9 protein-coding genes are annotated in these 13683 nt (G+C 70.2%); 3 read left to right on the forward strand and 6 right to left on the reverse strand.

Going from position 1 to position 13683, the window contains the following annotated elements; all coding sequences use genetic code 11:
* Positions 1-32 precede the first annotated feature (32 nt).
* Positions 33-1205, forward strand: a complete 1173-nt coding sequence (locus ABEA26_RS31475; protein WP_345596911.1) for an acyl-CoA dehydrogenase family protein — start codon at positions 33-35, stop codon at positions 1203-1205.
* 140 nt (positions 1206-1345) lie between these two features.
* Here ABEA26_RS31475 and ABEA26_RS31480 read toward each other — a convergent pair whose 3' ends face one another.
* A complete protein-coding gene (locus ABEA26_RS31480; RefSeq protein WP_345596912.1) occupies positions 1346-1912 on the reverse strand; it encodes an acyl-CoA thioesterase in 567 nt (188 codons plus the stop codon).
* Positions 1913-2029: 117 nt separating this feature from the next.
* Between ABEA26_RS31480 and ABEA26_RS31485 the strand changes: the two genes are divergently transcribed.
* On the forward strand, positions 2030-3331 hold the full coding sequence (locus tag ABEA26_RS31485) for an LCP family protein (protein WP_345596913.1): 1302 nt from the start codon (positions 2030-2032) through the stop codon (positions 3329-3331).
* A 30-nt stretch (positions 3332-3361) separates the two neighbouring features.
* Here ABEA26_RS31485 and ABEA26_RS31490 read toward each other — a convergent pair whose 3' ends face one another.
* Positions 3362-4873 (reverse strand): LCP family protein, encoded by a 1512-nt coding sequence (locus ABEA26_RS31490; protein ID WP_486388983.1) that lies wholly within the window; start codon positions 4871-4873, stop codon positions 3362-3364.
* Positions 4874-5011: 138 nt separating this feature from the next.
* On the opposite strand from ABEA26_RS31490, the gene ABEA26_RS31495 reads away from it, so the two are divergent.
* Positions 5012-6058: a glycosyltransferase family 2 protein gene (locus ABEA26_RS31495; RefSeq protein ID WP_345596916.1), complete on the forward strand. Its 1047-nt coding sequence runs from the start codon at positions 5012-5014 to the stop codon at positions 6056-6058.
* A 6-nt stretch (positions 6059-6064) separates the two neighbouring features.
* Here ABEA26_RS31495 and ABEA26_RS31500 read toward each other — a convergent pair whose 3' ends face one another.
* From ABEA26_RS31500 to ABEA26_RS31515, 4 genes are all read right to left on the reverse strand, one after another.
* Positions 6065-7768: an LCP family protein gene (locus ABEA26_RS31500; RefSeq protein WP_345596917.1), complete on the reverse strand. Its 1704-nt coding sequence runs from the start codon at positions 7766-7768 to the stop codon at positions 6065-6067.
* 78 nt (positions 7769-7846) lie between these two features.
* Positions 7847-9607, reverse strand: a complete 1761-nt coding sequence (locus tag ABEA26_RS31505) for an LCP family protein (protein WP_345596919.1) — start codon at positions 9605-9607, stop codon at positions 7847-7849.
* 204 nt (positions 9608-9811) lie between these two features.
* Positions 9812-11530, reverse strand: coding sequence for an LCP family protein (locus ABEA26_RS31510; RefSeq protein WP_345596920.1), 1719 nt, complete (start codon positions 11528-11530; stop codon positions 9812-9814).
* Positions 11531-11757: 227 nt separating this feature from the next.
* Positions 11758-13509: an LCP family protein gene (locus tag ABEA26_RS31515; RefSeq protein ID WP_345596922.1), complete on the reverse strand. Its 1752-nt coding sequence runs from the start codon at positions 13507-13509 to the stop codon at positions 11758-11760.
* Positions 13510-13683: the final 174 nt, after the last annotated feature.

A 13683-nucleotide genomic window follows, 5' to 3' on the forward strand; every position in this document is an offset into this window, starting at 1 on the left:
CAGCATCACAGCGTTTTGGAGCGTGAGAGACCTTGGCCGGATCGGCTGACTTCGACCTGTACCGCCCGTCCGAGGAGCACGACATGCTCCGGGACGCCGTCCGCGCGCTGGCCGAGGCGAAGATCGCGCCGTACGCCGCCGCGGTGGACGAGGAGGCCCGCTTTCCCCAGGAGGCCCTCGACGCCCTGACCGCGAACGACCTGCACGCGGTGCACGTACCCGAGGAGTACGGGGGCGCGGGCGCCGACGCCCTCGCCACGGTGATCGTCATCGAGGAGGTCGCCCGCGTCTGCGCCAGCTCCTCCCTCATCCCCGCCGTGAACAAGCTCGGCTCCCTCCCGGTGATCCTCTCCGGATCCGAGGAGCTGAAGAAGAAGTACATGGCCCCGCTCGCCAAGGGCGACGGCATGTTCTCCTACTGCCTCTCCGAGCCCGACGCGGGCTCCGACGCGGCAGGCATGAAGACCAAGGCGGTCCGCGACGGCGACCACTGGATCCTGAACGGCGTCAAGCGCTGGATCACCAACGCGGGCGAGTCCCGGTTCTACACGGTGATGGCCGTCACCGACCCCACCAAGCGCTCCAAGGGCATCTCCGCCTTCGTCGTCGAGAAGTCCGACGAGGGCGTCTCCTTCGGCGCGCCGGAGAGGAAGCTCGGCATCAAGGGCTCGCCCACGCGCGAGGTGTATCTGGACAACGTCCGCATCCCCGCCGACCGCATGATCGGGGAGGAGGGCACCGGCTTCGCCACCGCGATGAAGACGCTGGACCACACCCGCATCACCATCGCCGCCCAGGCCCTCGGCATCGCCCAGGGCGCCCTCGACTACGCCAAGGGCTACGTCAAGGAGCGCAAGCAGTTCGGCAAGCCGATCGCCGACTTCCAGGGCGTCCAGTTCATGCTCGCGGACATGGCCATGAAGATCGAGGCCGCCCGCCAGCTGACGTACGCCGCCGCGGCGAAGTCGGAACGCGTCGCCGCCGGAGGTGGAGAAGGGGACCTCACCTTCCAGGGCGCCGCCGCCAAGTGCTTCGCCTCCGACGTGGCCATGGAGGTCACCACGGACGCGGTCCAGCTCCTCGGCGGCTACGGCTACACCCGTGACTACCCGGTGGAGCGCATGATGCGCGACGCGAAGATCACACAGGTCTACGAGGGCACGAACCAGGTCCAGCGCATCGTCATGGCGCGCAACCTGCCGTAAGGCCGGGCGAGACGCACGGGCCGCGCCCTCGGCCCTTCGTGAGAAAGCGTGAACGACCGGCCGCCAGTGTCCTTGAGGCGCTCGTCTGAGCGCCCGAGGGACGATGGCGGCCGATCGTTCACGCTTTTCGGGCCGGACGGTCAGTCCTCGTACCCCTCCGCCACCCGCCGCTCCCGCAGCTCCATGATCGCGCGGCGACGGGCCAGGCGATGGGTGCGGCGGATCTGGGCCTCCTGGTAGCGGCGCTTGTCCTTCCCGGTCTCCGGGAGGACCGGCGGAACCGTCCGCGGCCTGCCGTCCGCGTCGACCGCGGCGAAGACCAGGTACGCCGAGCCGACCTGGGTGGCGGGGGTGGACTCGTTCCAGCGTTCGGCCAGGACCCGGACGCCGACCTCCATGGAGCTGCGGCCGGTCCAGTTCACCTGGGCCTTCACATGGACGAGGTCGCCGACGCGAACCGGCTCGAGGAACGCCATCTCGTCCATCGACGCGGTGACGGCGGGGCCGCCGGAATGCCGTCCGGCCACGGCGCCCGCCGCGTCGTCGACGAGCTTCATGATCACTCCGCCGTGCACCGTGCCCAGGAGGTTGGTGTCGCTGTGGGTCATGATGTGGCTGAGGGTGGTGCGGGACGCCGACGTCGGCTTGCCCGGGATCTCCGGAGTCGCCGAGTGCCCGGCTGAGGCCTGTTCTGCCTGGTCTGTCATGGCATCCACCTTATGCCGGGACGACATCGGAGTAATTTGTGTCAGCTTCGCAACAGCGCTGACCTTATTTTCCGACGGCCCTTATGGCCCGTGGCGCGGACCTGCACACTGGTGCGCATGACTGATTGGCCCGAGGCATCGACCGGTGACAACCGCGGCGGCCGGTACGGACGCGGCAGCGCGAGCGCGCGGCCCGAGAGCGCCCGCGTGATGCGACAGGTCCGCCGCGGCCAGGCGCCCCCGCCCGGCCCGGGCCCTTCGGCGCCGCCCTACGGCGGCTCGGTGCCGCAGCAGCCCTCCTACGTCGACGGCCGGGGCCACGGCGGCCAGGACACGTACGACAGCGGCTACAACACCGGCCAGGTGTACGGCAGCCCCGGCGGCCGGGGCGGCTCCGGACCGGGTCCCGGCCCCGGCGGTCCCGGTCCGGGCCGTCCCGCGCCGGACTGGCGGCGCAGGATCAAGTGGACCGCGATCACGGTGGTGACCGCGCTGGTCGTGACCACCGTCGGCACCTACTTCTGGGCCGACTCCAAGCTCAACCACGAGGTCGACCTGTCCAAGGTCATCGAACGGCCCGGGGCCGGTGAGGGCACGAACTACCTGATCGTCGGCTCCGACAGCCGCGAGGGCATGACCGCCGAGCAGAAGAAGGACCTGCACACCGGCTCCGCCGAGGGCAAGCGCACCGACTCGATGATGATCCTGCACACCGGGGACAACGGGTCGACGCTGATCTCGCTGCCCCGTGACTCGGACGTGGAGATCCCGAGCTTCGTCGGCTCCGAGTCCGGCAAGAAGTACGAGGGCACGGGCCGGCGCGTGAAGCTGAACGCCGCGTACGCGGAGGACGGCCCCGAGCTGCTGGTGCGCACCATCGAGCACAACACCGGGCTGCGCCTGGACCACTACGTGGAGATCGGCTTCGCCGGCTTCGCGAACATCGTGGACGCGGTCGGCGGCGTCGAGATGGACATCCCGCAGGACATCAAGGACCCCAAGTCCGGCGCGGACCTCAAGAAGGGCAAGCAGACCCTGAACGGCGAGGACGCCCTCGCCTTCGTCCGCACCCGCTACGCGCTGGCCGGCTCCGACCTGGACCGTACGAAGAACCAGCAGAAGTTCCTGTCGGCGCTGGCGAGCCAGGTGGCCACCCCGTCGACCGTCCTCAACCCGTTCAAGCTGTACCCGACCATGGGTGCCGGCCTGGACTCCCTCATCGTCGACAAGGACATGGGCCTGTTCGACCTGGCGGGCATGTTCTGGGCGATGAAGAGCGTCAGCGGCGGTGACGGCACGTCGATGAACATGCCGGTCTCGGGCAGCGTCGGCGGAAACCTCAGATGGGACGACGCCAAGGTGAAGCAGCTGGTGGAGCAGCTGAAGAACGACGAGAAGGTCACCGTCAAGGGCAACTGACACCGGTGCGCGGGCCCGGCCCGGCGCCCGTCACCGCTTCCCGCAGACCACCTCGTCGCCGCGCACCACGGTGCCCGACTCCTGCGGCGGGTCCGCCGGCCTCACCTTCACGACCTTCTCGAAGCCGGCGCCCGCGATCACCCTCAGCGTCGGACCCTGGCCCTCGGCCGGTCGCAGCTCGCTGCCCGGCAGGGCGGCGGCCAGCGACTTCGCCGAACGGTCCCAGCGGGGGTCGAAGGCGATGACGGTCCGCTCGACCGCGCGGTCGACGGCGTTGCGGGGGGCCCGGGTGGTGCGGAACCCGGCCGCGGCCAGCGCGTCGTCCACCCGCTTGCCGAGCCCGGGCGTGCGCGTGCCGTTCTCCACCTGGACCCGCACCTGCTTCGGGTCCACCGGGACCCGTACCGGCGCCGGCCCCTCGGGCTTCGGCTTGGGCACGGCCAGCCGCCTGTCCTCACGCAGGGCGTCGAAGATCCGCTCGGACTCGGCCGCATCCCACTTCAGGGTCGAGCCGACGCCCTTCACGTCGTGGCCCATCTGCTCGATGGGCACGGTGGTGAACTCGGACGAGGACGGCGAGAAGTTCCGCATCGCCCGCCCGAGTGCCAGCAGCTCGTCGGTGCCGAAGCCCTTGTCGGCCCGCACCGAGCCCAGTACCGCCTGGGTGACGTCGCGGAACTTGAGCGGGTTCAGCAGCAGCCCGGAGGAGGTCGCCCGGTCGATCAGGGCGGCCAGGAAACGCTGCTGGCGTTTCATCCGGCTCAGGTCCGAGGCCCCGTCGAGGTGGCGGGCGCGGACGTACTGCAGCGCCTGCCCGCCCATCAGCCGGTGGGTGCCGGCCGGCAGGTCGAGTCCCGTGTGGCTGTCCTTGAGCGGCTCGACGGTGCAGATCTCCACGCCGCCGAGGACGTCCACCGTCTTCATGAAACTGGTGAAGTCGACCTCGAGATAGTGGTCGATCTTCACGCGGGTCATGTTCTCGACGGTGCGGATGGTCAGTTGCGGGCCGCCCTCGGCGTAGGCCGCGTTCAGCTTGAGGGGGTGCCCCTTGTGGTGCTCGCCGGTCGTGCGGTCGGTGTGGTCGGGTGTCTCGGCGTACGAGTCGCGCGGCAGGCTGACGACGCTGGCGCGCTCCCGGTCCTCCGAGATGTGCACGATCATGACCGTGTCGGTGCAGCGGCAGGGGGCGCCGCCGAGGTGGTACTTCTGCCGCTCCTCCTCGCTGACGCGGTCGCGGCCGTCGGTGCCGACCAGCAGGATGTTCATGCCGTCACCCGCCCGCGGCCGGTTCTTCATGTCCTTGAACGCGTCGACCCGCGAGATGTCCGCGTCGAGGCCGGAGAGCACGGCGTGTCCGATTCCCGCGGAGGCCAGCACCACCACCGACAGCGCCGTCACCGCCCGCACGGCCCAGCGCGGCCTTTTCCGTCGTACGGGGGGCCTCGGCGGGCGGCGGGACGGACGAGCGCCGCCGGGCCGCGGCGGCGGGCCGCCACGGGGGGACGCGGCCGGGACCCGGGGGGAGCGGGGCGGCGTGGGCAAGGTGGCACCTCCGCGGGGACGGGCCGAGCGGCCGGACGTGGGATCCGTGAGCACCGTAGGCCCATACGATCTGCTGCCCGGGGCAGCGACCCCCGCGGCGCGCACTCTTGTCCCCCGTTCGCGGTAACGTGAGCACCGATGAACGCCAAGTCCGACGTGCGGCCGCCCGCCGTTTCCGTGATCATGCCCGTCCTCAACGAGGAGCGGCATCTGCGCGGCTCAGTCCGTGCCATCCTCGCCCAGGAGTACGCCGGCGAGATGGAGGTCGTGATCGCCCTCGGTCCTTCCACGGACCGTACGGACGAGATCGCCGCAGAACTCGTCGCCGAGGATCCGCGCGTACACACCGTGCCGAATCCCACCGGCCGCACACCCGCCGCGCTGAACGCCGCGATCAAGGCCTCGCGCCATCCGGTCGTCGTCCGCGTCGACGGCCACGGCATGCTGTCGCCGAACTACATCGCCACGGCCGTACGGCTGCTGGAGGAGACCGGCGCGCAGAACGTCGGCGGCATCATGCACGCCGAGGGCGAGACCGCCTGGGAGGACGCCGTCGCCGCCGCGATGACGTCGAAGATCGGCGTGGGCAACGCGGTCTTCCACACGGGCGGCTCGGCGGGCCCCGCCGAGACGGTCTTCCTGGGGGTCTTCCGCCGCGAGGCGCTGGAGCGGCAGGACGGCTACAACGTGGAGTTCATCCGCGCCCAGGACTGGGAGCTGAACTTCCGCATCCGCGAGGCCGGCGGTCTGATCTGGTTCTCGCCGGAGCTGAAGGTGTCCTACCGGCCGCGGCCGAGTGTGCGGGCGCTGGCCAAGCAGTACAAGGACTACGGCCGCTGGCGGCACGTCGTCGCCCGCTACCACTCCGGCTCCATCAACCTGCGCTACCTCGCCCCGCCGACGGCCGTGTGCGCCATCGCGGCCGGCGTCGTGGTCGGCGCGGCGCTGACCCCGTGGGGCTTCGTGATCCCCGGCGGCTACCTGGCCGCGATCGTGGCCGGCTCGGTCCCGGCCGGCAAGGGGCTGGGGCTCAGGGCGCGGGCGCAGATCCCGGTGGCGCTGGCGACCATGCACATGTCGTGGGGCTGGGGCTTCCTGACCAGCCCGCGGTCGCTGGCCCGGCGGGTCATCGCCTCGCGGCGCCCGGCGGTCCAGCCGGACACGGACGCCGCCGACGCGCGTTGACGGCCGTCAGGACCAGGTGAACGCCGGGTTCACGTGCATGCAGGCATCCTCGTCCGCACCGTTGAGGGCCTCGGCCGACTCCGGGGTCTTGTCGTCCGTCGCGGGCGCCTTGTACGCCGTGCCCTCGCGCCAGTCGGCGCCGACGACGAGCGTGACGCCCGAGACACCGGTCGACCTGCTCACCGAACTCTTCGGAATTTCCAGCGACTTGGCTATGCGCCGCGCGTCCCCCTCCAGGTCGGCGCTCGGGTAGCGGACGACCGTACGGTCCTCGCTGAGCAGTACCGAGGAGTCGGCGACCGCTTTGGCGAAGCCCTGCTCCACCAGTAGCCCGGCGACCGTGGTCGCACGTCCGCGGGCCACACCGAGACGGTCGGTGCGGGTGCCGTTGCGGACCTGGACCGCGATCTCGTCGTCGGCGGCGGCCGGGTCGTCCGAGACCTTCGGCTCGTCGTCGGGCGTCTTCTTCGCGTCCTTGCCGTCCAGTGCGATGTCCTCCCGCACCAGCCGGAACAGCTGCTCCGCGTCCTCGGTCGGCTCGACGCGGGCGCCCACGTACCGGTTGGGCATCGTGGTCATGGTGATGCGCTCCGGCTTCACCCCGCGCAGCTCGTTGCTGAGGTCGTACAGCTTCTTGACGGTGTCGAGGCCCGGGTCGACCGTGAGTGCCCCGGTGGCCTCCTCGGCCAGCCTGCGCAGCTTGTTCGGGCTGCTCAGGGTCGCGTTCTCGCGCAGCGTCCGGACCATCGAGTTCAGGTACATGTGCTGGGCCTCTGCCCGCGCCAGGTCGCTGCCGTCCTCGAAGCCGTAGCGGGTGCGCAGCCACTGGAGGGCCTGTTCGCCCTTGATGGGGTGCGTGCCCTTCTCCAGCTTCAGGCCGGAGCCGTGGCCCTGGCTGTCGCGCGAGTGGATGTTGGCGTCCACACAGACCGGGACGCCGCCGACGGCGTCGGCCATCGACACCACGCCCGCGAAGTCGACCATCATGAAGTGGTCGATGTGGATGCCGGTCAGCTCCTGCCAGGTGGCCACCGTGCAGCCGGGACCGCCGTGTCCCAGGCTCTGGTTGGTCATCGTCCGGCCCTCGCTCGCCGGGTAGACCTTGCCGTCGTCGGGGTCGGTGCACCTGGGTATCTCGACGAGGGTGTCGCGCGGCATGCTGACGACCGACATGTTGCTGCGGTCGGCGGACAGGTGCACCAGCATCTGCACGTCCGCCAGCGGGGTGGAGCCGAACGTTTCGCGGGCGCCGCCGAGTTGCTGGTTCTCCTCGTTGTCGCGCGCGTCCGAGCCGATCACGAGGATGTTCAGCGGGGTCTGCCCGGCGGCGTTCGGTGTCGGCGGGGCGACCTTGCTGTCGCCCAGGTTCAGCGGGACCTTCTTGATGTTGTCGTTGAGGTGCTCGTAGTAGAGGTATCCGGCGCTCGCCGTGCCCACTATGAGTACGGCGAGTGTCACCGCGGTCCAGCGCAGCGCACGGCGCCCCCTGCGGGGCCGGCGTCTGACAGCCTCGGCACCGCCGTCGCCGTCGTCGGTGCCCGCGGTGCTCGGGGTGCCCGCGGCGCTTGTGGCGCCCGGGGTGCCCGCCTCGCCTTCTGCCCCCTCTGTGCCCTCTGTCCCGTCCGCTCTCGCGACGGGGGTCTCCGCACGACCGGGGGCGTCCGATGCGCCCTTCCGAGTGTTCTCCCCCTGCACACTGCTCCGCGTCATGTCCGCGTCCCTCCCCACCCCCGCGCCAAGACCGCGGGCCCGTCACCGTCCTGTGAGACGTACGTCAGGCCCGTCAGGTCAACTGGCGCACTGCTTCTGGTCGGCCGTGGACTTCTCCAGGTCCGGCGTCTTGATCGATTTCGCGTTGAGCTTGACTCCGGAGCCCTTGAAGTCCTTGCCGAGGGTGAGGGTCATGGTGGGCAGGCCCTGGGCGTTGGTGACGCTCTCGCCGGGTTTCATGGCGGCGCCGGACAGGCCGAGGATCTCGGCGAGGGCGCGGGCCTGGTCGGCCTGGTCGGGGGCGTATTCGAGGGTGGTTCTGGCGATCTGGGCCGGGGCGTTGCCGGCGTTCTCGGACTTGGCGACGCCGGCCTCGGTCTGGAGGTAGGCCAGTTCCGCCTGAGCGCTGCCGGCCGGAGCGCCGCCGTTGAGTACGCGGACGCGGACCTCGGAGGGGTCGGCCTTCTCGCCCTTGAGGCGGGCGGAGACGGCCGCGGCCTCCTTCTTCTCCTTCTGCTTGACCTCGGTGAAGGAGATGTCGTTCGCGATCATGTCGAAGACCTGGGGCGCCTTCGCCTCGTTCGCCACGACCGTCGCCTTGACCTTCTCGGCGGGGTTGTCGACCACCGGCACCGTGGTGAACGTGATGTTCTTCGTCGGCACCTTCTTCAGCTCCAGAGCGATGTCCTTGAGCGTGCCCACGTTGCCGATGGGCTTGTCCACGGTCAGGGCCTCGGTCGCGGCCTCGGCCAGCTTCACCAGCTTGGTGGGGCTGGTGAGGGTGTCGCTCGAGGACATCTTCCGCATGAGCGAGCCCAGGAACTGCTGCTGCACCTCGATGCGGTCCAGGTCGCCCTCGTTGCCGAAGGCGTGCCGGGTACGGACGAACGCGAGGGCCTGCTCGCCCTTGACGACGGACTCGCCCGCGGGCAGCTTGAGTTTGGACTTCTTGTCGTCGACGGCCTTCTCCACGCAGACCTCGACCCCGTCGACGGCGGTGGTCAGCGTCTTGACCGCGTTGAAGTCGGCCATCATGAAGTGGTGCGGCTGGATGCCGGTCGCCTCCTTCACCGTGCGCATGGTGCAGCCCGCGTTCCGGCCGCCCTCGCCGAGGCTCCTGTTGAAGCGGACGCCCTGCTCCCCGGGGACGACCGTCTTCGTTCCGTCCTCCTGCGTGGTCTCGCAGTCGGGGATGTCGACGATCATGTCGCGGGGGATGCTGAGCGCGGTGGCGTTGGAGCGGTCCTTGGCCACGTGCAGCAGGATCGTGGTGTCGGCGTGGCCGACGCTGCCCGCGTCGCCGTAGCCCTCGTTGCCGGCGCCGGTGCGCTTGTCGGTGCCGATGATGAGGATGTTGAAGGCCTCGTCCTTCTTGAAACTGCTGCTGCCGGCGCTGCCGACGTCCGTCGTCGTGACGTTGCCCTCGAGGTGCTTGAGGTAGACGTAGCCGCCGACACCGGCCACGAGGACCACGAACGCCGTGCTGCCGCCGGCCCACAGCAGGGCCTTGCCGCCCTTCGACTTCTTCTTCTCCGGCCGGCGGCGCCCGCGCCGCCCCGGCACCGTCTCGTCGGGCACCGGCCGGCGCCGTCGCTGGGGCGGGACCTCGCGGCCGGGCGCGGCCGTACGGCGACGTGCCGTGCCGGCGCTGCCGTTGTCGGCGGCGGCGGAGGAATCCCTGGCGTCGCCTGACCGGCGGGCGCTCCTGCGGGGGCCCGGGACGGGCGACTGCGGTGCGGAAGGGGACAGTCGCAGTTCGTATTCACCGGTGCGCGGATTCAGTACCCACTGGTCTGCGGGATCGACGTTGTCGGCCCGCCCACGTCCTTGCGCGTCCACGGTCTCCCAATCCTCCGGCGGCGCCAACGCGGCACCTTCCCTGGAAGGCGCACGATAAAGGGTCAACATGTGCACGACGCCAGGGCGGACCTCGCGGCGGGGGCACTGGAGCGCTCACACTATCGGCCCAGTTCAGCGTCGAACGACACAGGTGACAATTCGACGCCCCTACAACAGGGCAATTCCTCCTATTCTCAGGAAGGCCTACCATCGGTAGGGCTTGTACACGTTCATGCACTCGTCGGTGTCCGAGCCGTTGAGGGCGTTGCTGTTCTCCGGCAGGTTTCCGGCCTCGGGCCTCTTCTGTTCCGGATAGGACGTGCCCGAGCGCCAGTCGGCTCCCACCACGAGCGTGATCCCGGACACGTCCGTCGACTTGCGTACCGCGCTCGCCGGAATTCCCAGCACCTCGGCGACGCGCCGGGCGTCGCCCGCCAACTCGCCGCTCGGATAACGGACCACGGTCCTTACCTCGGAGAGCGTGGCCGAGGTGTCCTTGGCCGCCCTGTCGAAGCCCTTCTCCACCAGCGCCTGGGCGAGCGCCCCCGCACGGCCGCCGACCGCACCGAGCGTGGCGGAGCGGGTGGCGTTCTGGACGAGGACGCCTATCTCGGAGTCGACGGCGGGGGAGTCCCCGGGAGGCTTCCGGTCGGTGTCCTCTCCTGCCCCCTTCCCCGTTTCCTTCCCCGCGTCCTTTCCGGTGGCGGAGTCCGTGGCGCCCTCGTCGTCGTAGGGCACGTCGTCGCGCAGCATCGCCCACATCCGCTCCGCGTCGGCGCCGTCCAGGAGCAGGTGGTTCTCGTTCTGGTGGTCCTGGACGGTGGGTATCGTCGTCATGGTGATGCGGTCGGTGGGTACTGTCTTGAGCTGCATGCCCAGGTCGAAGAGCTTCTTGACCGTGCCGATCTCCTCGGAGACCCCCAGGGACTTCGTCGCGGCGTCCGCCAGGCCCATCAGCCTGCCGGTGTCGGTGAAGACGTTCTGCCCCTTCAGGGTGCGGATCATCGAGTTCATGTACATGTGCTGCGCCTGGGCCCGCAGCACGTCGCTGCCCCAGGCGTGCCGGGTGCGCAGCCACTGGAGCGCCTGCTCGCCCCGCACCTTCTTCGGGCCGGCGGTCATCTTCAGGCCGGAGCCGCCGGGCACGCCGGGGAGCGGGCGGTCCCACACGTTCTGGTTCACGCAGACCTCGACCCCGCCGACGGCGTCCGCCATCGACACCACGCCCGCGAAATCGATCGTCATCCAGTGGTCGATGTAGACCCCGGTGAGGTTCTCCCAGGTGGCCAGGGTGCAGCCGGCGCCGCCGCGGCCCAGCGAGTTGGTGATGATCGCATTGGTCGCGGGGTAGGTCCTGCCGGTCTCCGGGTCGGTGCACTCGGGTATGTCGACCCGGGTGTCGCGCGGGATGCTGACGACGGAGGCGTTCTTGCGGTCGGCCGACAGGTGGACGAGCATCTGCACGTCGCCCCGCGGCGGTTCGTCGCGGGTGTCCCTGCTGCCTCCCAGCGCCACGTTGGCGTCGGAGGCGCGGCTGTCGGAGCCGATCAGCAGGATGTTCAGGGGCGTCTGCCCGGCCGCGTTCGGTTCGGTCCGGCGCGCCTTGGAGTCGCCGCTGCTGCGCTCGCCCTTCTCGATGTTGCCGTTCAGGTGCTCGTAGTAGAGGTATCCGGTGCCGGCCGTGCCGAGTACCAGGACCGAGAGGGTCGTCGCGGACCAGCGGAGCACACGGTGCCGCCGCCCTGGGCGTCGCCGTCCGGATCGCCCGCCGTCCCCGCCCCCGGGCCCGCCCGGGCCTCCCTGTCCGCCCGTGTCCGCGCCGCCCCTCTCCCGGGACCCGCCTTCCCTGGCGCCCCTGCCGCCGCGGGCGTGCCGGACGGCGCCCGATGGTGTTCCCTCCCCGTGCACACTGCTCTGCGTCATGTCCCTCTCCCCCCCGGGCTGCGAACGCGCCTCTGCACGCGACCTGTTCGCACAGTTGGACGTACGGGCCCTCGTGTTGGCTGTACGGACGTCCCGACGGATTACTGCCGTCCCGGCCGTAACCGGCCGGACCGTTGATGGGCGTCCCGATGGGCGGACATACCGATGACAGATGACAGTCGTACCGCGGGCGGTCGTACCGTCAGACGCGCTCGGGGCTCCTCAGGTCACTTCGCGCACTCGACCTTGTCCGCCGTGGACTTCCGGGCCTCGTCGGGCGCCTTTGCGGAGGCGGCGTCGAGTTTGACTCCCGCGCCCTTGAAGTCCTTGCCGAGGGTGAGGGTCATGGTGGGCAGGCCCTGGGCGTTGGTGACGCTCTCGCCGGGTTTCATGGCGGCGCCGGACAGGCCGAGGATCTCGGCGAGGGCGCGGGCCTGGTCGGCCTGGTCGGGGGCGTATTCGAGGGTGGTTCTGGCGATCTCGGCCGGGGCGTTGCCGGCGTTCTCGGACTTGGTGACGCCGGCCTTGGTCTGGAGGTAGGCCAGCTCCCGCTGGGCGCTGCCGCCGGAGGCGCCGCCGTTGAGTACGCGGACGCGGATCTCGGAGGGCTCGGACTTCTCGCCCTCGAGGCGGGCGGCGACCGCGGCCTTCTCCTTCTTCTCCTTCTCCGACTCCTTCTTCTTGACCTCGGTGAAGGAGACGTCGTTCTTGATCATGTCGAAGACCTGCTGGGCCGGCTCCTCCTGGAGTACGACCGTCGCCTTGACCTTCTCGGCAGGGTTGTCGACCACCGGCACCGTGGCGAAGGTCAGGTTCTTGGTGTTGAGCTTGCCCAACTCCAGCCCGAGGTCCTTCAGCTTGCCAATGCTGTCCAGCTTGGAGTCGACGGTCAGCGCCTCGGTCGCCGCCTCGGCCAGCTTCACCATCTTCGACGGACTGGTGAGCGTGTCGTTGGACTTGAGCTTGCGCATCAGCGAACTGAGGAACTGCTGCTGGATCTCGATGCGGCTCAGGTCGCCACCGAAGCCCACGGAGTGCCGGGTGCGTACGAAGGCCAGCGCCTGCTCGCCCTCGATCGTGTGCGGGCCCTTGGGCAGGTTCAGGTGCGAGTCCGGGTCGTCGATGGCCTTCGCCAGGCACACCTCGACTCCGTCGACCGCCGTGGTGAGCGTCTTGACCGCGTTGAAGTCGGCCACCATGAAGTTGTCGGGCGTGACCCCGGTCAGCTCGGTGACGGTGCGCATGGTGCAGCTGGGCGTACGGCCGCTCTGGCCGAGGCTCCTGTTGAAACGGACACCGGTGGAGCCCTGGATGACCTTCTTGGACCCGTCCTCCTGGGTGGTCGGGCAGTCGGGGATGTCGACGATCAGGTCGCGGGGGATGCTGAGCGCGGTGGCGTTGGAGCGGTCCTTGGCCACGTGCAGCAGGATCGTGGTGTCGGCGTGGCCCGCGCTGCCCGTGTCGCCGTAGCCCTCGTTGCCGTCACCGGTGCGCTTGTCCGTGCCGATCAGCAGGATGTTGATCGCCTTGTCCTTCTGGAAGCCACCGGTGCTCGCGCCGTCGTCGGCGACGGACTTGATGTTGTCGTTGAGGTGCTCCAGATAGAGGTATCCGGCCGTGCCGACGGCGAGGACGACGAACGCCATGGTGCCGCCGGTCCACAGCAGGACCTTCTTGCCCTTCGACTTCCTCTTCGCCGGCCGGCGCCCGCGACGGCCGGGCGGCGGCTCCTCGGGTACCGAACGGCGCCGCCGCTGGGGCGGGACCTCACGGCCCGGGGCGGTCGACGGTGCGGACGCCGGTGCCTGCGCGCCGCGGCCGCGCGACCCGCCGCGTGCGGCACGGCGGGGCCCCGGAACCGTCGGCGACTGCGGTGCGGAAGGGGTCAGTCGCAGTTCGTATTCGCCGGTGTCCGGATTGAGTACCCATTGGTCTGCGGGGTCGATGTTCTCCGCCCGCCCACGGCCTTGCGCGTCCACGGTTGTCCGAATCCTCCGTCGGGGCCACGCGGCACCTTCCCCTCAAGGCGCCCGGTCTCGCTCAGTCGGTGCGCGGCCTTGGGCAGAACCTCACTGCCGGGCGCACCAGAGCGCTCACATTAACCGCCCTGTTCGGTGCGGGGCGACAGCAGGGACACATTTCATGAAGCTTAC

It is taken from the genome of Streptomyces marokkonensis (genome assembly GCF_039539045.1).
GTDB lineage: Bacteria > Actinomycetota > Actinomycetes > Streptomycetales > Streptomycetaceae > Streptomyces > Streptomyces marokkonensis.

Bases quoted from the DNA above. Each gene is read 5' to 3' on its own strand.
- ABEA26_RS31510 (WP_345596920.1), bottom strand. From the start codon at position 11,530: ATGACGCAGAGCAGTGTGCACGGGGAGGGAACACCATCGGGCGCCGTC.
- ABEA26_RS31485 (WP_345596913.1), top strand. From the start codon at position 2,030: ATGACTGATTGGCCCGAGGCATCGACCGGTGACAACCGCGGCGGCCGG.
- ABEA26_RS31495 (WP_345596916.1), top strand. From the start codon at position 5,012: ATGAACGCCAAGTCCGACGTGCGGCCGCCCGCCGTTTCCGTGATCATG.
- ABEA26_RS31500 (WP_345596917.1), bottom strand. From the start codon at position 7,768: ATGACGCGGAGCAGTGTGCAGGGGGAGAACACTCGGAAGGGCGCATCG.
- ABEA26_RS31480 (WP_345596912.1), bottom strand. From the start codon at position 1,912: ATGACAGACCAGGCAGAACAGGCCTCAGCCGGGCACTCGGCGACTCCG.